Annotated in this window: 16 protein-coding genes and 1 pseudogene; 15 read left to right on the top strand and 2 right to left on the bottom strand. The window is 41.1% G+C overall.

Going from position 1 to position 19398, the window contains the following annotated elements; translation table 11 throughout:
* The first annotated feature begins 3 nt into the window (after positions 1 to 3).
* The 6 genes and pseudogenes from FBF83_RS05300 to FBF83_RS05275 all read left to right on the top strand — a co-directional run bounded on the left by FBF83_RS05300 (position 4) and on the right by FBF83_RS05275 (position 5995).
* Positions 4 to 2100, top strand: coding sequence for an AAA family ATPase (locus tag FBF83_RS05300; protein ID WP_136946063.1), 2097 nt, complete (start codon positions 4 to 6; stop codon positions 2098 to 2100).
* Positions 2101 to 2105: 5 nt separating this feature from the next.
* Entirely contained in the window at positions 2106 to 3167 is a 1062-nt protein-coding gene (gene mcrC, locus FBF83_RS05295; protein ID WP_136946062.1) for a 5-methylcytosine-specific restriction endonuclease system specificity protein McrC, read from the top strand.
* A 91-nt stretch (positions 3168 to 3258) separates the two neighbouring features.
* Positions 3259 to 4050: an NERD domain-containing protein gene (locus tag FBF83_RS05290; RefSeq protein WP_136946491.1), complete on the top strand. Its 792-nt coding sequence runs from the start codon at positions 3259 to 3261 to the stop codon at positions 4048 to 4050.
* A gap of 141 nt (positions 4051 to 4191) precedes the next feature.
* A complete protein-coding gene (locus tag FBF83_RS05285) occupies positions 4192 to 4743 on the top strand; it encodes a hypothetical protein (RefSeq protein WP_136946061.1) in 552 nt (183 codons plus the stop codon).
* A gap of 369 nt (positions 4744 to 5112) precedes the next feature.
* Positions 5113 to 5430 (top strand): annotated as a pseudogene (locus FBF83_RS05280) (DUF4181 domain-containing protein); the annotation flags it as partial.
* 58 nt (positions 5431 to 5488) lie between these two features.
* On the top strand, positions 5489 to 5995 hold the full coding sequence (locus tag FBF83_RS05275; protein WP_136946059.1) for a hypothetical protein: 507 nt from the start codon (positions 5489 to 5491) through the stop codon (positions 5993 to 5995).
* Positions 5996 to 6098: 103 nt separating this feature from the next.
* Here the strand turns inward: FBF83_RS05275 and FBF83_RS05270 are convergent, their stop codons facing one another.
* Positions 6099 to 8480, bottom strand: a complete 2382-nt coding sequence (locus FBF83_RS05270) for an immune inhibitor A domain-containing protein (protein WP_136946058.1) — start codon at positions 8478 to 8480, stop codon at positions 6099 to 6101.
* A 661-nt stretch (positions 8481 to 9141) separates the two neighbouring features.
* On the opposite strand from FBF83_RS05270, the gene FBF83_RS05265 reads away from it, so the two are divergent.
* From FBF83_RS05265 to FBF83_RS05225, 9 genes are all read left to right on the top strand, one after another.
* Positions 9142 to 9948, top strand: a complete 807-nt coding sequence (locus FBF83_RS05265) for a nicotianamine synthase family protein (RefSeq protein WP_169525192.1) — start codon at positions 9142 to 9144, stop codon at positions 9946 to 9948.
* A complete protein-coding gene (locus FBF83_RS05260; protein WP_136946056.1) occupies positions 9945 to 11189 on the top strand; it encodes an opine metallophore biosynthesis dehydrogenase in 1245 nt (414 codons plus the stop codon). Before FBF83_RS05265 ends, FBF83_RS05260 begins: the two co-directional genes overlap by 4 nt.
* A complete protein-coding gene (locus FBF83_RS05255) occupies positions 11186 to 12064 on the top strand; it encodes a DMT family transporter (RefSeq protein ID WP_136946055.1) in 879 nt (292 codons plus the stop codon). Before FBF83_RS05260 ends, FBF83_RS05255 begins: the two co-directional genes overlap by 4 nt.
* Before the next feature lie 219 nt (positions 12065 to 12283).
* Complete coding sequence (gene nikA, locus FBF83_RS05250) at positions 12284 to 13825, top strand: nickel ABC transporter substrate-binding protein (protein WP_136946054.1); 1542 nt, start codon at positions 12284 to 12286, stop codon at positions 13823 to 13825.
* Positions 13826 to 13891: 66 nt separating this feature from the next.
* Positions 13892 to 14842 (top strand): nickel ABC transporter permease, encoded by a 951-nt coding sequence (nikB, locus tag FBF83_RS05245; protein WP_136946053.1) that lies wholly within the window; start codon positions 13892 to 13894, stop codon positions 14840 to 14842.
* The gene (nikC, locus tag FBF83_RS05240) at positions 14842 to 15690 is read left to right on the top strand and encodes a nickel transporter permease (RefSeq protein ID WP_136946052.1); all 849 of its coding nucleotides are present in this window, start codon (positions 14842 to 14844) and stop codon (positions 15688 to 15690) included. The genes nikB and nikC overlap by 1 nt, the downstream gene beginning before the upstream one ends.
* Positions 15687 to 16505, top strand: a complete 819-nt coding sequence (locus FBF83_RS05235) for an ABC transporter ATP-binding protein (RefSeq protein ID WP_240687980.1) — start codon at positions 15687 to 15689, stop codon at positions 16503 to 16505. Before nikC ends, FBF83_RS05235 begins: the two co-directional genes overlap by 4 nt.
* Positions 16502 to 17272 (top strand): ABC transporter ATP-binding protein, encoded by a 771-nt coding sequence (locus FBF83_RS05230; protein WP_136946051.1) that lies wholly within the window; start codon positions 16502 to 16504, stop codon positions 17270 to 17272. Before FBF83_RS05235 ends, FBF83_RS05230 begins: the two co-directional genes overlap by 4 nt.
* A gap of 198 nt (positions 17273 to 17470) precedes the next feature.
* Positions 17471 to 18256 carry an SDR family oxidoreductase gene (locus FBF83_RS05225; protein ID WP_136946050.1) on the top strand — a complete coding sequence of 262 codons (786 nt, stop codon included), beginning with the start codon at positions 17471 to 17473 and terminating at the stop codon, positions 18254 to 18256.
* Between the two features lie 351 nt (positions 18257 to 18607).
* Here FBF83_RS05225 and FBF83_RS05220 read toward each other — a convergent pair whose 3' ends face one another.
* On the bottom strand, positions 18608 to 19357 hold the full coding sequence (locus FBF83_RS05220) for a DeoR/GlpR family DNA-binding transcription regulator (RefSeq protein ID WP_136946049.1): 750 nt from the start codon (positions 19355 to 19357) through the stop codon (positions 18608 to 18610).
* Between the last annotated feature and the right edge of the window lie 41 nt (positions 19358 to 19398).

Below are 19398 nucleotides of genomic sequence, written 5' to 3'. Positions count from 1 at the left end.
CAAATGGAACAAGCATGGTTTGTCGGTGCAGTTGTTAAAGGTGATCAAACAGAACGATTTATTAATGAAGGCATTTGGATAAATGGTTACGATGATAGGTATATAGAACAAGTGAAATCAATAAAGATAGGAGACAAAATTGCGATCAAATCTGCCTATACCAGAAAGCACAATCTCCCTTTTGACAATCATGGGAATACTGTGTCCGTTATGGGAATAAAAGCGATTGGGACCGTTACGTATAACTACAATGATGGAAAGAAAGTAGACGTAGACTGGCAGCCTATAACACCTATAAAAGAATGGTATTTTTTCACTAGTAGAAGTACGATTTGGAAAGTGGAAGAAGGAAAGGGCTGGATGTACAAAAACTTAATTGATTTTACCTTTAATAATGAAGATCAATACATTGAACAGTTTATTCAAGACCCTTATTGGAATAGTAAATATGGGGACAATTCACACCAAGAATTTGAATGGACTTCTTTTTATGAAGCAATCGCAAAAGCGATGTTAAAGTTTCAACAAAATCGTGGTGAGCTATTAAGTGGTATACATACTATATTTGAAAGAATCAACATGAATAATCCTTTAACAGAGAAAAATGCTGAAGGTGATAAGGAACTGTTAAAGGATGTTTGTCCTTTCACGATATTTGGTCTTTTTAATAAAGGTATAACAGATCACAACAGGCGATTGATTATGAAAGAAATAGCGAACTTTTTAGATGTTAACGAAGAAGTACCTCAATCATTTAATGGTGTTCCAGTGTTAAATAACATGAATGCATGGTTCTTCGGAAATACAGAAAATAGAAACGATGACGATTTCGACAATCTATGGGAATTGTTCAGAATTGCGATTGAAATAACAGAGAATGATTCAGTAGAAGAAAGTCAAAACGCTTTTATCGAAATATACGATAAGGTGCGTAGACAATACGGGGGTTCGTGGAAGATTACGATCGGTTTGTATTGGATCAAGCCCTGGGAGTATCTGCCCTTAGATCAAAATACGAGAAAAATTCTGGCAAATAAGCATTTTGATATTCTGCCTCGCGTACCTAAAAAGTTATACTCTGGTAGGGAATATGTGGATCTTATTGATGAAATCAAGGAAAGATTTTCTGAAGAGAATTTTCCATTTCATTCATTTCCTGAGCTATCTTACAAAGCCTGGGATGGAAGTTTACTAGTGGAAGATGAAGAAGAGGAAGAGTTTCAAGAGAAGTTAACAAATCAAACAAAAGAAAATGAGAAATATACGAAGGAAGATTTTTTAAATAAAGTTTTTATAGAGGAAAGCCAATATGAAACGATCAAATCTTTATTAACTAGGAAGAAGAATCTCATTTTACAGGGGGCACCAGGAGTAGGGAAGACTTTTGCTGCTAAAAGACTTGCTTACTCTTTGATGGGAGAGCGAGATGACGCAAGGATCATGATGCTGCAATTTCATCAAAGCTATTCTTATGAAGATTTCATCATGGGCTATCGACCTAATGAATCTGGCTTTGAACTGAAAGAAGGTCCATTCTATAAATTTTGTCTAGAAGCATCAAGAAACCCCGATGAAAATTACTATTTAATCATTGATGAAATTAATCGTGGTAATTTAAGTAAGATATTCGGAGAGTTACTTATGCTTATTGAAAGTGATAAGCGCGGACAAAAGATAACACTTACCTATTCCGATAATCTTTTCTCTGTCCCTAAAAATTTATATATTATTGGCATGATGAATACTGCTGATAGAAGTCTAGCTATTATTGATTATGCATTAAGAAGAAGGTTCTGCTTCGTTGAATTGGAGCCAGCGTTTGAATCACCAAAATTCAAAGATCATCTTTTGGAGCAAGGCGTTAGTGAAGAATTAGTAAATAAAATACAGCGTAAGATTGGTAGTATCAACTCTGTTATAGCAAATGATGTGAATTTGGGTAAAGGCTTTAGAATAGGGCATAGTTACTTCACTCATTATAGCGATTCGGAAAATTGGTATGATGAAGTAATTAGGTATGAGATTGAACCACTTATTAACGAATACTGGTTCGATGAAGAAGATAAAGCTAAAAACTATGTTGAAGAGTTATTGAGTTAAATGTTATGAGTAATAGTACTATACCCATAAAAAACATCTACCACATGCTCTGCTATGCGTGGAATGTATTGGACCAATCAGATGAGAACTTAGTTGGTAGTGTGAAGTTTGATAACATCTATGACTTACTAGCTAGAATTTATATTAATGGGACAAATAGTTTAATAAAAAGAGGATTAAGTAGAAGCTACATTCAGGAGCGTAAAGAAGTATCAACGCTTAAGGGTAAAGTCGAAGTGGCGGATTCTATAAAAAAACAAACGTTTCGTAACGGCAGGATGGTTTGCCAATATGATAACTTCTCAGTAGACATTAAACTGAATCAAATCGTAAAAGCGACCATCAATTTATTATTAAAGGCCCCTATGCTAGATAAGACACTCAATAAGAAGTTACGAAAGCTTCGGTTGTATTTCTCAGACATTCAGGATATCCAAATGTCTAATGAAACATTTAGTTCATTACGATTTAATAGAAACAACTACCACTATAGAATGTTGATGAGTGTTAGTGAATTAATTTATCAGGGACTCATTACTAGGGAAGAGGGTAGTGATACGAAATTTCTATCTTTTATTAAAGATAGGCAAATGGCAAAGCTTTATGAAAAATTCGTTTTAAATTTCTACCGCCGTCATTTGGATAGCCGCATCTATCGTGTTTACTCTCCTAAAATTCACTGGAATTTAGATCAATCCGTTAGTGATGAAGAGTTATCCCTTCTACCAGAAATGCGAACGGATATCGTTGTAGAAAATAAACTTACAAATTCCCAGCTTATTATAGACACAAAGTATTATGGTGAAACACTGACGACTAGTAACTGGACAGATAAAGAAAAAGTTCGTACGGGGCATTTGTATCAAATATTTGCCTATGTAAATAGCAGTCATTTTTCTGGAACAGTTAAAGGTATGTTACTGTATCCAACGATCAATAAAGAAATAAATGCTAGCTATTCATTCGCAGGGAAAGGCATTTATATCAAAACGTTGAACCTTAATGCTGAATGGAATGAAATATCGGAACGGCTTATAACTTTAATAGCGAACTTTGATAATAATTAGTAGATCATAAGAAAAACCACTAAACTTCTCTCATACCCAACCCGATAGTAATATATGTAAAATATCAATCGGTGAGATAGGAGCAAGCATCATGGCATCATTCTTTTCTCTTTTAGTAATCGGTGGTTTTGCATATCTTTTCATCAAGTTACTCCTTAAGGCGAATTGGAATTTCGGTACGTCTAAGGGGCAGGTTGGGGAAGGAATTGTTCGAAGGTCTATTGAGAAGTTGGCTCAGTACGAAGAGTATCAGATTTCTGCTCTACATGATTTGTACATACCGAGAAGTGATGGATCAAGGAGCCAGATTGATCATGTGATGGTTACGAATAAAGGGATCTTTGTGATTGAAACGAAGAACTATGGTGGATGGATCTATGGAAGTGAGAAAGCGCCCTACTGGACGCAAACCTTTCAGAACCATAAGCAGAAATTCAAAAATCCTCTTCATCAAAACTATGGCCATATCGAATCCCTTAAATCGTTTCTTGGAGAGAAGTTCGCTGATATTCCTTATTATTCAGTCGTTGTTTTCACCAATCGTTCTGAGCTTAAATTTCGAGAACCATTTCGGAATAGCGATGTGATTCATCCAGAGGATTTGAAGCGGGTTGTCGATCAGTATCCGAGTGATGTTCTCCCGTTGTTTTCACAACAGGAAATTCGCGTGAGGCTGAAGGTTCTCGAAAGACGTGATCAAGAAAACATTAAGGAAGTGCAGCAGGCTCACATTGAGGGGATCCAGAAGAAGAGAGAGATCAACCAAATGAAGGTGAATGCGAATATTTGCCCGAAGTGTGGCGAGCGACTTGTGAAGCGAACGGGGAAAAGAGGAGAATTTATGGGTTGCTCCAGTTTTCCGAAGTGTCGGTTTGTTGCGTGAGTGGGATCAGAGAGGACGATGATTTAGCAAGTCTAGTGCTTCTATTAGTAACGTTTCACTTCATGATTCGGTCAGTGAAGTGAGATGTTCCTAATTGTAAACAATACAAAGAGAGGAGCCTCGTCCAAGGGGTTGATTATAATGAGACAACAACAGGATTTATCGAATTTCTATGAAAACCTGAAGTATGAACGAAGAAACCACAATGGGAAACCATATCAATGGGTCATTCTAGGTATTTACATTGCTTTAATGATGTTTAATAACCACTTTTGGTGTTATGTACTATGGTGGGCAATGACATTCATTGGACTTGTAGCAATCGGTTTTGTAGCGATTCTAAAGAAGAAACTATATCTAAAACAACCTTTCTATCATCTTAAAGCTTTTTTGGTAAGAGTGTCATTAGTAGGGGTGTCAGTAGGAGGGGTTGTATTATTTACTCAAATAGGTGTTCTTAATTACTTTCTAGATATTCCACATTACTTAAAAGAAAATCATGAAATTGTCAAAGGCAGAGCGGGGATACATACATCGTCAACTAGAGGATACATTTCTCAATACCTTACAATTCAGGGAGAGAGATTAGAGAATCGACAAATTCTTGATGATGAGGCATTTGAGGGAAAGGTATTAGAGGTTCACTATTTACCAGAATCAAAATATGTTGTTGAGATTTGGTATTGGGATTAGGCTATTTGTGGATGGAATAGGATAGGTATCATGTTAGAGATTTCTTTACATAGTCGCTTTGGGACGATTTACCTGTCTCTGTGTTCCTCTACTACTAGTTACAATTGAACTTATGAGAGTTTATCAGCAGTGTGATAAGCTCTTTTTATTTATTGAGTTGTTTTTAATATTTTGAAATAATTGGAAGAAGGGGGAGGTGTTAGTACGATCCTATTGATAACTCCCTTTGAACTAGTATGAAGGAGGGAGGAGCGGCTTTTGTATGGTATAGGTCCAGATTTTTGGCTAAAGCTAGTTTTATTAATGACCATTCTTATCGGTATAAACGTTATTTTCAGTGCTGTTATGAGAAGATGACTCAAGGTTGAGAAGAGGAAATTCTTCTCCTATAACCACGTGAATAAATTACATAGTAAGGTTGATTGGAGCATTAGAATTACGTTTATGGTAGCTATTATTATGGGTGCGATCTACAACGTAACGAGACTCCCGGCAGAATCACTTTGGTATTTGGAAGCATGGTTTGTCCTGTTTGTATTTCTGGTAGTTTCAGAAAGCGTTCAAGTTATTTTCGAATGGAAATATGCCATAAATCGAAGGGATTACATGTATACGCTTAGTCTATTGAGCTTCAATGTGATAGTAGTAATTGCAGTGTTTTCTACTGGTTTTCTCTGGTTGGGTTGAAGTTGATCATGGTAAGGTGAAAGTGGAATAGAGATGTTCAGTGGGAAGGTGAGGTTCAATGGGAGAAGGAAATTGGGATTTACAAGAAATGAAGCGATTAAAAAAGAAGCTATTAATACAAAACAATCTTGGGATGCTAGTGGTATTCGCCTTGTTGTGGTTCTTTGTAGAAGTTGCAACAGTTTCAGCTCCAATCATTTTGGGTGTGTTGTGTGCCATCTTATGGCTTATTGTAGTGAATCTGTTGTTCACACTACTAACAGGAAAGGTTATAGGTACAAGGGCTATGCAGCGTGTACAAACCTTCGAGATCGAGCGTCGTGGGAAGAAGCAGTGGAAGATAAAAGCGAGTATAGGGTTACTCTTACTTCTTGTGATAGCGATTGGTTTGACAGTGATGGTAGTCGTATCAGATATAGGCTCTGTACCCTTGGACTTTCCTAATGATAGTTTCGCATTTATTGGAGCATGGCTTGGGATGAATTTAGGACAAATTCGCCAAATAAGGAAACTTGGAAAAGAAATTTCACAAGGATCAAAAGGGAAAAACGAGATTGAACTTTAAGTATAGCCATAACAAGAACCGCCTCCCCTCATGATGTCATGAGGGGAGGCGGTTCTATTAATAGACAAATAGTGACATAAAACGGGTGGTGACAGGCACCAACTTATTTATAAATCACGATCGAACCAACAGATTTATCCTTCGACTGACCGTTAACTCGAACTTTAAGACCTAGCTTATCAATATCACGACCAGCATCAGGCATATAGTTGTTCAAGAATGAGTTGCTGTCATCGAACAAGGAGACCGCTTCCTGACTTCCAAGTTGAAGCGTCTTATCTGGGTAGGTAAGGTTAAGACCGGAAGTAGCGTTTAAGCCAAATGCCGCATCAGCAATGTGGTAACGTGTAGCTGCTTTATCTCCAGTGCTCCACTTAAGATCTGTTCCTTGGTGAGCATCAACGACGCCAAGGTAACCGTCACCAGGGTGAACGCCTGTCCAGTTATCGGTATAGCTATCATCCACATACCAGACGACTAGTCCGCCATCATAGGTCATGAGTGAGCTACCGCGTTTGATGTGTGAAAGGCCTTTATCAACGCCTTTATGGTTTCTCCATTCAAGTAGATAGTATTGATTCGTTAGTTTACTTCCGTCGAATCTTTCAAACCCATTAAGTGTAAAGGTTGATTGTTCAGCTTCAGCACCGTCATCCACAAGAGTTTGACCATCTGCAACGACTTTAATGTTGTCAGCGAAGAATCCAATGTAAGAAGCACCCCAGTCCGTTGCATAGCGAAGCTTCAGTTTAATTTGTTTGCCTGCATAGCCTGATAGATCAAAAGATTGTGCCTGCCATCCATCAGATGATCCTGTGAAACCTGGCATAGAATTAATAATTGTCGGATATCCGTTACTCACGACGTCTGAACTTGTATGATCGTTTCCAAGTGATTTCCAAGTTGCGCCATTATCGTCAGATACTTGAACAAATGCGAAATCCCACTGTGGTTCAATATCATACCAAGCATCGAACGTTAACGTAGCGGAAGATTTACCAGTAAGATCGATAGATTTTACCATATTTGTATCAATTTCATCTGCCTGTCCACCCCAATATTCATAGCTTCCGCTAGCTGGCGTGTTAACAGGTGTTTTCTTTTTCGGTAAATTGACGCGAACCGCCTGGTTGTTTTGACCAAGAGGTGAGTTTGCCTGATCAAGTAAGAACTGTGCACCTTTCGTTGAAACATCTTCCCACTCGACAATGGTAGGGTTTGTCCATTTACCTCCAAGTGTTGCCTGGAAGTATTGCTTAGCCCAAGGAGAAATACCAGTTGGTTCTGTACCAGGGATCTTTCCAGCCCAAGAGCCACTCGACATTAGAGACCAATACCCAACAGGCTCGCCTGTACCAGAGTATTGTGTGTCATATTCATCTGGAAGACCAAGATCATGGCCATATTCATGAGCGAATACGCCGGTAGCGCCGTCTTCAGGCATCATCGTATAATCATAGAATCCTGGTAAGCCTTTACCAAGGCCATCTTTATCAACAAATTTAGCTGAGCGATGTGACCAGATCGCATTGTCACCAAGTGATCCCCCGCCAGCTTCTTGACCCATTCCAGCGTGAATGATTTGAAGGTGATCAACTAGGCCATCTGGCTCCCAGAAGTTTCCGTCACCATCAAGATCATGTGGATCTTCAAGGTCAAAATCTTGTAGAGGGATGCCTGCTGCTAATGCTGCGTTATAGACATCTACTACTAATTGCTTTGAGCCACCAGGGTTTACGTTATCGTGGCCGCCGGTAGCTTTATCGCCACCGTAGTAAGCAGCTGTACCTGGCACTTTCAGCCATCCATAAGCATTTCCTTCAATCGTATACGTTCCACCGGATTGTTCTTCGTAATATTGCTTTTGAGAAATAAGATCTTCTCCGTTTGGTCCTTTAAATTCGCCTTTATCTCCGAAGATCATATTCTCGAAGTGTTCTTTATCGTAATCTGCGTAATAGTTATCTGTTTCAGACGGTTTAATCGAATTGTGCTGGAAATCAGAGTACTCTACCATAAGCGTTAGCAGCTTTCCTTTTTTCACAACGCCCGGTGAAGTGCCTTCTTTCACTGGATCAGGATTGCCCTTCAAGTGCCCTTTTTTCTCACCTTTTCCTTTTAGAAGGCCATTGTTAAAGTCTTTCATCTTCTTCTGTTTTGAAGATGCAGCTTCTTTTACCTTTGAAGCAAGAGGATCTTTCTCCTTCACACTCGATTCTTTTCCTTTCAATTCCAAGTAATTCTTAAGGAAAGATTGTTTCTCAGCTTGAGAAGCGTCTTTCGAAAGCATGCCCCTTTTAATGAAAGAATCGATTAGTTTCTCATCATTTACAATCGCCAAATCTAGTGAAGTTTGAATCGTAGATCCCGGCTTATGTAGGAAATCTCCTTCCTTGTTACTCGTAGCATTGGCGCCTGGTACGCCAGCTAATAGAGTACCAGCAATCATAACGGTTGATAAACTAGCTTTAATAAACTTCTGCAAACAAATTTCCCCCTTTTTACAAATAGGTAACGCATAATTACATAATATTTAGAAAATTAACAAAAAACAAGGAAATTCATTCAACAAAAACTGACAGTATGGATCGAATGATGGAGGGGAGGGGGATCAATGGTTCAAGTGAGTAGCAACTTCTTTTATATAAGTTGAACCCAGTAGACGCCTCGTGGAAATTCTTGTAATCGTTTGGATAGGTTAAGAAGAGGAGGGAATCTAGCATTGGCTAATCTACAAAACAAAGCGGCTATCCATATATCCTTTTCAAGGGTCTAGCCAAAGGAGCTCAAATGAGTTAACTCATTTGTCTTCCACCGTGGAAATGGTCTTTTTGTACATCATTTCGAAAAAGTTAGGGGGGTGCGGATGATTCAATTCATCAGCGCTCCTTTTAGGTAATTAGTCCAGGTCATCGCATTTTGCAATAGGGGTAAAAATGTTAGGAATCGTTACTAGATAAAGCATTTTATCGGTTTGAGTGCTCTTTACATAGTCGAAATGGATCCCGGCATCACAAAAGGGTCTATTGAATCATTTGTATGAAAGGAAGCAGAAACTGATTTACATAGTTAAAAGACTTGCTTATACTTTGGAATGTAAATCGAAATCATTTCGGTTTATAAAACTGAAAAGTGAGGTGACGACCTTGAAAGAAAAATATGAACTCCTTTGCTCGTTAAAAGTGATCGAGGTGGAGATTGCGGAACTCGCTCGATATGCAAAGGAATTCGATGGGTGCTATGATCTCTTGAAGAGCAAATTGGATGATTTATGTGCGTTCATCAATCGGAAAGAGAACATTGTGAAATGGGATCAGTGGAGTGGGTTAGAAGAAGTTCAGGAACTTTCACAGCAGCTTCGTGAAACATCCGTTAACGCTCTATGTGACGTGGAGAAATACCAGTCCATTCGAGCCCAGCAGGTTGGACTCCCAGTTGGACAATACGTGTCGTCTTTGGCACAGTCTGTTAGGGATGAATACGACAACTTCGGAATACATAGTGAATCAAACGTGCTGTTTATTGGATCGGGAGCCTTTCCAACAACAGCTTTAACGATTGCGAAAGAGACAGGTGCTGATGTGATTTGCTTGGACATCGATCAGGTAGCCATTGAGTTGTCAAGGGTAGTGGCGCGTAAATCTGGGCTTGAAAATCAGATTACGTTTCTGCATGGGGATATTAAAGCTCAACATGACTTTCAGACGATCACTCATGTTTTTATTGCTTCTCTTGTGAAAGATAAACACGAAGTGATCGAGGTTCTTAAGGAGAAGGTGTGGGATGGGACGAAGGTTATCGTCAGATTTGGGAACGGTTTGAAATCTATTTTTAATTATCCGTTCAATGACATGATCACAGGTAACTGGCTCCAGCATGCTGTCCCTCCTGAGAACAGTGACAGCATTTACGAAACACTCGTACTTGAGAAAGAGAGCAAGGTGTTGATATGAGGTTACAGCATACATTGATTGTCGGGGCAGGTCCCGCTGCGATACAAACAGCCGTTGCTGTAGCGAAGAGCTGGCAGAGCGAAGTGTCAATTGTAAATCGTAATGGCTCTCATTCGTGTGAAGTTCAAAATCAGCTTGAGAAATCTGGAAATGTGATTACGGCGATCGCACCTAATCGGCCTTCTCTTTCTGGCAAGGTGAAGATTTCGCATTTTTACGATGAGTTAGCAAGCGTTGAAGATCGATTTGACGCGATGATCGTATGCGTTCCAAGCTACAGCTACCATGACGTCCTTCAGGCTCTTTGTATAGAAAAATTAACACAACTTCAGACGATCATTTTATTGTCACCCGTAATTGGATCGAACGAATTAGTTAGTAAGTTGGTTCGCGAATCAGGTCGTAGCATTGAGGTGATTAGTCTTTCTACTTATTTTGCTGCTACTAAATTCGTCCCGGACGGTGACCTCGTTTCGTTCACAAAGGCGGTGAAAAAGCGGATCTACCTTGCTACAAACAAAGAAGGGGGTCTCCATCTCCAACATGTCGAGAGGTTCTTAGAAGAAGCTGGTATTGAGACAGTCGTAAAGGAAAATCCGATTGACGTGGAATGTAGGAACATCACGACGTACGTTCATCCTCCGTTTTTTATTAATCCATTCTCATTAAACGAAATCTTCTCTGAGAACAAATCCTTGAAATCCCTGTACAAGCTTTATCCGGAAGGACCCATTACGCAAGAAACCATCAGGGTTATGGTGAAGTTGTGGAAGGAGATATCCGCTCTCGTCGTGGAGGTTGGGGGAAATCCAATTAATTTACTTCAATTTCTTAATGACGATAACTACCCTGTACATGATGAGTCGCTGTCACGGTCTGATCTAGAGGGGTTCCATGAATTCGAACCTGTCAAGCAAGAGTACTTATTATATATTCGCTATGCTTCCATCTTGATCGATCCCTTTTCGAAACCTGATAGCAACGGGACATACTTTGATTTCTCGAAAGTACCTTATCAGCAGATTTCGAGAACAGCGTCCGGAGAATGGAGCGTACCTAGAATTCCATTCGAAGACTATAAGAATTTAGTGCAGATGCATTGCATGGGAGTCGAAAGAGGGATCAGCACGCCAGAAATCGTCCGATTGATTCAATTGTTCGAACGGAAAGTACACGAATGGCAGTGCTTGAAAGGTGAGCCGATCAGAGGATTGAGAAGTGAGAAAAGAGAGATATTATGAAAAATGGCGTCATACTAGCTATTCTATCATCATTGATTTTCAGTATTATGAACGTGCTCGTCAAAAGTATAAGTGACACTGTGCCAACTTCAGAGATCGTGTTTTTTAGAAGTTTCATAGGAACGGTCCTCATCTATTTCTTCATGAAGAGAAGCAAGGTTCGTTTCTCGAGGAAAGGGATTCCATTTTTGATGTTGCGGGGGATCTTTGGAGCGCTGTATTTACTAGCCTACTTCTATACCATTTCAAAAATCCCACTTGCGGATGCAAGCATTCTCGCACATTTGTCACCATTCTTTGCGGTGTTCTTTTCCTATCTGTTCTTAAAAGAACGAGTTTCAAAGCGAGTCATACTGATTCTGCCTCTGGTTCTCGTTGGAATTGTGTTGTTAACGAAGCCTGGAGCGTACTCAGCTTACTCACTTTTTGCTCTCGTTGGTGTGGCAAGTGCTCTTTTTGCAGGAGCTGCCGCTGTGAGCATTCGCTTTCTAAGTAAAGCGCATCATTCATTTGAGATCGTGTTTTATTTTTTGGCGACTGGTACTCTTATTACCATTCCCTTAATGTGGAACAATTTTGTGCTTCCTTCGCCTACAGAATTGGCTATTCTAGTCGGGATTGGGGTTGTATCCCTGCTCGGGCAGGTGTTCTTAACGAAGGCTTTTACACATGAAAGTGTGGTCGTCGTTGAAATCGCTCGTTATATAGGGATCGTGTTTAACATCCTGTGGGGCTTTCTTTTCTGGGCAGAGGTGCCTAGTCTACTCACTGTAACTGGAGGAATTCTTATCGTTACCTCATGCATCTTACTATCTCGAAAAAAACAGCCGGTAGAAAGAGCGAAAGTGTCCTTCATACCAGTATGGAAAAAGTAGTTTGTTTGAATAGAAGAGGATAATTAGTATTTGACGGGAGGACATGCTGTAAGTATAGTAGTTAATTTTAAATAGTAACGATTACGATTTGCGAGAGGGGATTGTTTATTAAAATTTCGGGGATTTTTTAATTTTAAATCGTAATGATTTTGTTTTAATCTGTTCACTGAATAGTGACGGGAGCTATATAAGAATCTAATATTGAAGGAGAAAACAATAATGAAAAACAAGAAAACCATAGCGGGCCTGCTACTGGCTCTGCTATTGATCATCACAGCTTGCAATAATGAGGCAGGGACAGAGGAAGAAGAGAAAGATCAATCAACCTCAGAAGATAAATCATTAACGATGTTATACAGCTTTGCCTCGAAAACAATCGATCCCCATCAAGATTGGATGGGAGTGCGTGCAGGGATAGCTGAAACGCTTGTCAAGATTGAAGAAAATCTTGAGATTCAGCCATGGCTTGCCGAATCGTGGGAGCAGAAGGACGAAACAACATGGGTATTCACTCTAAGAGATGATGTGACGTTTCATGATGGCTCCACAATGGACGGGGAAGCAGTCAAAGCTTCTTTTGAACGTGCTATTGAAGTGAATGAAGCTCTAGATTCCGCTTTGAAGATCGACAAGATGGAAGCGGATGGACAGCAAATTACCTTTAAGACAACAGAAGAGTATCCTGCTTTCTTATCAGAGCTCGTTCACACCAATGCATCGATCATTAAGACAGATGCTGAGAATATCGGTGAAAAGCCGATTGCAACGGGTGCCTTCCAAGTGGAGAGCTTTTCATCAGAAGAAGCTATTAAACTAAAGAAATATCCGAGGTATTGGGATGGAGAGGCCAACTTGGATCATGTAACCATCAAGTTCAACTCCGATGGAAATGTTCGTGCGCTAGCGCTTCAATCAGGCGAAGCGGATATCGCGTACCACTTGCCTCCAGAATCATTGAAACCAATCGAGAGTCATAACGACCTGCGCGTCGAATCGGTTGCTAGTTTAAGAGTCCATTTCTTCCTCTATAACTCCGCCAAACCTGAACTGCAGGATGTGAAAGTCCGGCAAGCCCTAGATCTGTTAGTGAACCGACCGGTCGCTGTTGAGGAAATCATGAACGGTCACGCTACAGCTGCCAGTGGACCATTTAACCCGGATTTCAAGTTTGCGAGCGAGAAAGAGCCTGCAGCCTATGATCCTGCGAAAGCTGAGATGCTGTTAAGAGAAGCAGGCTATGAGAAAAATGCCGATGGAAAACTAGAGAAGGATGGAAAGCAACTTGAATTGACTCTAGCAACATATGAAGGCAGACCAGAACTTCCAATGATGGCTCAATACTTTCAGTCGGAGGCTGCTAATCTTGGAATCAAGGTCAACGTCGTAACAGTTGAGAACATTGACAGTTACCTGTGGGAGCAGCAACAAGAATGGGATCTTGTTACTTATTCCAATTTAACGGCGCCTCGCGGAGACGGTGGCTATTTTCTCAATGTATCTTATTTGCCTGACGGTTCTTTAAATCCAGGTCAGATTAACATCCCAGAAGTGAATAACCTAACGAAGCAGCTTAACAAAGAAGCTGATCTTGAAAAACGGATTGATTTGCAGAAGCGAGCAGTTGAAATCGTTCAAGAAGAAGTATCGCAGTCCTTCATTCTTCATCCCCATATTATTGTCGGTGTGAACCAACGGGTGAAGAATTGGAAGCCGGGATCAGAAGAGTATTATTTGATTACAAATGAAATGGATGTTGAATAGAAGAGGAGTGAAAGTATCTTTTGATGCTTTCACTTTTCTCGTAGAACAGTTTAGAAGGTGAACAGTATGAAACAATTTCTACTCATTATCGGATCGAGAATGCTTCAATTAATTATTATGGTTCTTGTTCTCTCTTTTATTACCTTTCTATTAATGAAGATTACTCCGGGAGACCCGATCAGGACAATGTTGAACGTGGAAGACATGGCTGCAACGAAAGCAGATGAGGAACGGTTAATGAAAGAATACAAATTTGACCGGCCCATTCTTGAGCAGTATGGCGAGTGGGTCATTGGGGTTCTTCAACTGGATTTGGGTGAGTCCTTGATTTCTAAAAGACCGGTTTTGGACATGATTCTAGAAAAGCTGCCGGCAACTCTTTCTTTATCAATTGGCGGTTTGGTTGTGCTCTTTATTATAGCCGTTCCGATGGGTGTGTTGGGAGCTGTATATGAAGGACGCTGGCCGGATTACCTGAGCAGGTGGACCGCTTTGACGGGGGCTTCTATCCCTAGTTTTTGGCTTGGAATCATGTTGATTTACGTTTTCTCTGTGCAATTGAATCTGCTGCCTGTTATGGGAAAGGCGACACTCGCTCACTTCATTCTTCCTTCTGTCACACTTGGTGTCGCCATGGCTCCGCTTTATATTAGGCTTTTACGAGAGCGTTTAATCGCTACATTGCAAAGCTCGTACATTGAAGCCGCTAAAGCACGGGGATTAGGGAAGAAACGAATCCTTTTTTCTCATGCGTTAAGGGGGAGTCTCATCCCACTCGTTACGATGTTCGGGTTAAGCATTGGCGGTCTTCTTGGCGGTGTGACAGTTATTGAAATTCTCTTCTCGTGGCCTGGGATGGGGGAGTTGATCGTCAACGCAGTTATGTCGCGCGATTATCCTGTGATTCAGGGCTATATTCTGATCATTGGCTTTCTTGTTGTGGTATCCAACTTGGTCGTGGATATCATGTACGTGATTATCAACCCTCAACTATACAATGGAAAGGAGTCCATGTGATGAAAACAGCCGTTATCCGAACATCATTGTCTTTAGGAAACGTCAATCTCGTTCTCGGCCTTCTGCTCGCCGTGTTCATCACAAGTGTGACGCTGATTGGTGGGTCGCTTGTTCCTCATGATCCTTTTCAAGTGGATATGGGGAATAGACTGCAAAATTCTTCTTCCATCCATTGGCTTGGTACCGATCAACTTGGCAGAGATATACTTGCGAGACTTGTATATGGTGCGAAACTGACCATTGGACTAGGTACCGTTGCGATCGTTGTCGCCATTCTAATTGGCGTACCAGTTGGTCTCATCTCCGGGTATATTGGAGGTAAAGTCGATGCCATTCTTATGAGAATCGTAGATGGTATCTTATCGTTTCCTGATTTCATCTTGGCGATTGCAATTGCCGGTATCCTTGGACCAAATCTGACGAATCTTCTGATTGCGATCGTTCTTGTTAGATGGATTGTGTATGCGCGCGTCGTTCGCGGACTTGTCCTCACGGAAAAACAGAAGGAGTACGTTCTCGTTTCACAAACAGCGAATTCAAGTTCGTTGAAGACGATCCGCATGCACATCTTGCCACAGGTTATACCAGATATCATTGTCATGGCAGCGATTGATGTTGGAAAGGTGATTCTTCTCGTTTCTTCCTTTTCCTATATCGGTCTCGGTGCACAGCCACCGATTCCAGAATGGGGAGCAATGCTTAATGACGGCAGAAGTTACTTTCAGGTGAAGCCTTTGTTAATGGTTTATCCTGGGATAGCGATCATGCTAACAGTGCTTTGCTTTAACCTTTTAGGAGATGGTCTGAAAAGTCATTATGATATTCGTAGAGGGAGGGGCCGAATTTGAGTAACAGTTTACTGACGGTTAACAACTTAACCATTGAAAGCAGGAGCGGCGAACCCTTACTTAAAGGCATCAATATGGAAATTGGGAGGGGGGAAATGGCTGCTTTGATCGGGGAAAGTGGAAGCGGAAAAAGTTTGACCGCGAGAGCGATCCTCGGAATTCTACCTGACGAGATGAAAGTGAACGGGCAGATTTTGTATAAGGGACGAGACTTATTGAAGCTGAGTGAGAACGAGCATCGCCTACTACTTGGGAAAGAAATCGGCATCATCTTTCAGGACTACCGTGGAAGTTTCACCCCATACATCAAAATCGGACAGCAAATGATTGAAACGATTCGTACCCATCAACGCATCTCCAAAAAGGCAGCGAAAGAAGCAGCTCTTCTTGTTTTGAGAGAAACCGGTTTGGAAAGCGAACGGGTCTACAATAGCTATCCATTTCAATTGAGCGGGGGACAAGTGCAGCGTGCTGCCATTTCGATGACACTCGCTCTTAGGCCGAACATGCTCATTTGTGATGAAGTCACGACGGCATTAGATTTGATGAATGGTGAAAAGGTGCTGAAGTATATTGATAAAGCACGCAGAGAAACGGACTGTGCCGTAATGATGATCACGCATGATCTTGCACAAGCGTATAAGTGGTCTGACCGAATGCATGTGATGTACCAGGGAGCTATTGTGGAAGATGGACCAACAGAGCAAATCCGCTTCCACCATCAACACCCGTATACGAGAAAGCTTTGTTCTTCGTTATTGTCACTTCCCAAGGAACGAAAAGCATCGTCCGCGGAGGGGGTGTATTCCATATGAGCATTCTAGTAGTCGACAATCTATCAAAACAGTATTCCAAAAACCTGCAAGCTTTGAAACAGCTATCCTTTTCTTTGGAACAAGGTGAGTCTCTTGGGGTTGTCGGAGAGAGTGGAAGCGGGAAAAGTACATTAGCTAGAATCTTGATCGGTCTAGAGTCCTATCAGGAGGGAGCCATCACCTTTCAAGAAAGTCCGATTGCGCCTAAGAAACGTGCTCCCTTACGAGCGTACCGAAAGAATGTCCAGATGATTTTCCAGGACGCAGCTAGTGCCTTAAACCCAAAGCTTCCAATCTGGAAAAGCCTCCTAGAGCCACTGAAGAATTACAGTGAATTCACACCTTCTTTCATCGAGGTGGATGGTCTTTCTGATAAAGACATTGCAGAAAAACTTCTAGGGCTGGTTGGTCTCGATAGTAACCTAGCCGATCGTTACCCTGGCGAACTTAGCGGAGGTCAAAAGCAACGAGTAAATATCGCAAGGGCAATCAGCCTTGAACCCTCACTCCTCATTTGCGATGAACCAACAGCGAGTCTTGATGTGACGGTTCAAGTTCAGATTCTTACTCTCTTAAAAGAACTACAGCAACAATTGAACATAACGATCCTATTTATCTCGCATGATATTAGGGCGGTGACCTTTCTGTGTGAGAGAATCATCGTTCTGAAGGAAGGGTCGATGGTTGACCAGTTTGAGCTAGATGATCTTTATAAATCAAGAAGGAATTCGTATACCAAGGCTTTGCTAGACGCTGCATCGCTGTGAAGGGACAAAGGGACAGGTTTCTTGTCCCATCTCAAAATCTAAAAGTGGTGAGGCAAGTAGGTGTTACTGTCAGCTACTTTACTTCTGGGGGCGGATGAAATTACTATCTTATGTTGAACGCATTCAGTACCTTCACTTTGTTTTGAACAAGGAATGAGCGGGAAGACAGGAGTTAACGAATGAATTGGAGGAATCACGATGAGTAAAACAATTTTCATTACAGGTGCAGGGAGTGGCCTTGCGCGCGGTGCTTCACTTGGTCTAGCGAAGAAGGGACATAAGATAATTGCAACAACTGAATTAACGTCACAGAAAACGGACTTGCTGCGTGAAGCACGTGAGCAGGATCTTGATATCGACGTATTCAAGCTCGATATTACAAATGAGCGGGACCGCAAGCAGGTCGAAGAGTACGATTTTGATATTTTCGTAGCGAACGCAGCGATCAACGAAGGTGGTCCTCTCGGAGAGGTGCCAATGGATCGGTTCCGCGCATTGTTTGAGGTGAACGTGTTCGCAACGCTTGAGACTGCACAGATTGCTGCGCAAAAGTTTGTGAAAAAAGGTAGTGGAAAGATCGTGTTCATGAGCTCGATGGCTGGTATTTCAGCTACTCCGTTCGTAGGTCCATACACGGCTTCTAAGCACGCTCTCGAAGGTATTGCTCAGACGATGCATAATGAATTGAAAGAGTTCGGTGTACAGGTCGCGACCATTAATCCTGGTGCGTTCGATACAGGCTTCAACAAACGAAGCGCTGAAGAAATGTGGAAGTGGTACGATGAGGATAAGAACTTTACCCCAAGAGAAGAGATCGAGAAGCAGCAGGCTGCGTTAAATGATCTGTTCGATCCGAAAGATATGATCGACAAAATGATTGAAATCATTCCTGCAGACAACCATAAATTCCGCACGGTATATCCTCAGGAAACAGAAGATCAGTTGAAGAAAACGCAACAAGAGCGGTGGGAAATGGAGATTTAAGGACAGCTTATATAATATGTAAAGACCAGGTAGCTTCGAGTCGAGCTTCTGGTCTTTTTAGTGAGGTGATTTAAATGGAGCAGACTGTAGGAAATTGAATTCTCCATACTATGACAAAGTAGAGGATCATCCAAACTTCTCGTCTTATAGTAGGGACAGTAATACGAATATATTGATGAGGCACAAATGACTTTAAAAAATTTTGAAATCAAGTCTTCCGCGTCTCCGTAATTCAAACAACGCCTAACCTCATGACATCTCGAGGTTAGGCGTTGTTTATTAAAAGACAAAAAGCGACATAAAACGGGTGGTGACAGGCACTTGCGAACTTGCGAACTATCAAACCCCAAACTAATCATTAATAGCGATCCCCTGCTTCTCATACAAACGCTTAATATCTGGATTCACATTCTCTGTAATTAAGTACGTTAAGTGGTCGGTTGGACAGACGATATGATTTGAAATTGTATCTAACTTATCATTAGTAACCATGCCTAGCACTTCGTTTGAGATAGACGTCATTTTGCGTTTGATAAGTGCCTCGGATGAACTTGGGACGCTTATGCCGTTTTCAGGGTCTATGTTGTAGATCCCCATAATGTAAAGGTCTGCCCTCATTTCATTCAACGTTTCGTATGTGTGTATCCCCAGATTTACCATAGACTGCTTGAATAATGTTCCGCCGATCATAATGACCTCTATGTCAGTATGATTAGAAAAGGCCATCGCGATAGGTGGGCTGTTTGTAATGACGGTACCTTTTAACGACAATGGGAGCTGATGGACTAATTGGAGGTTCGTTGTTCCCCCATCGATCAATAATACCATCTCATCTTTTATATAATTTAGGGCTTTGTTAGCTAAATTCAACTTCGTTTCGTTATAAATTTCTTTTCTCGTTGAAAAGTCCTGCACTGGTGGGCCTTTTCGTAAAGCTCCGCTATGAACTCGTTTGATGATTCCCTGGCTATCCAATTCTTTCAAATCTCTTCTAATCGTATCTTCTGAGACAGATAACCGTTTGCTTAAGTCACTTGCGATTATTTTGTGCTCATCGTTTAGAATATCAATGATTTTCTGTTGACGTTCTTGTTTAAGCATAACGTAGTACCCCTTCTATTGTTTCTTTAAGTATATCATGC

The sequence above is a fragment of the Guptibacillus hwajinpoensis genome, assembly GCF_005144865.1.
Classification (GTDB): Bacteria; Bacillota; Bacilli; order Bacillales; family Guptibacillaceae; genus Guptibacillus; species Guptibacillus hwajinpoensis_A.
The sequence above is the reverse complement of the archived record's forward strand: the minus strand, read 5'-3'. Positions and strand labels throughout refer to the sequence as shown.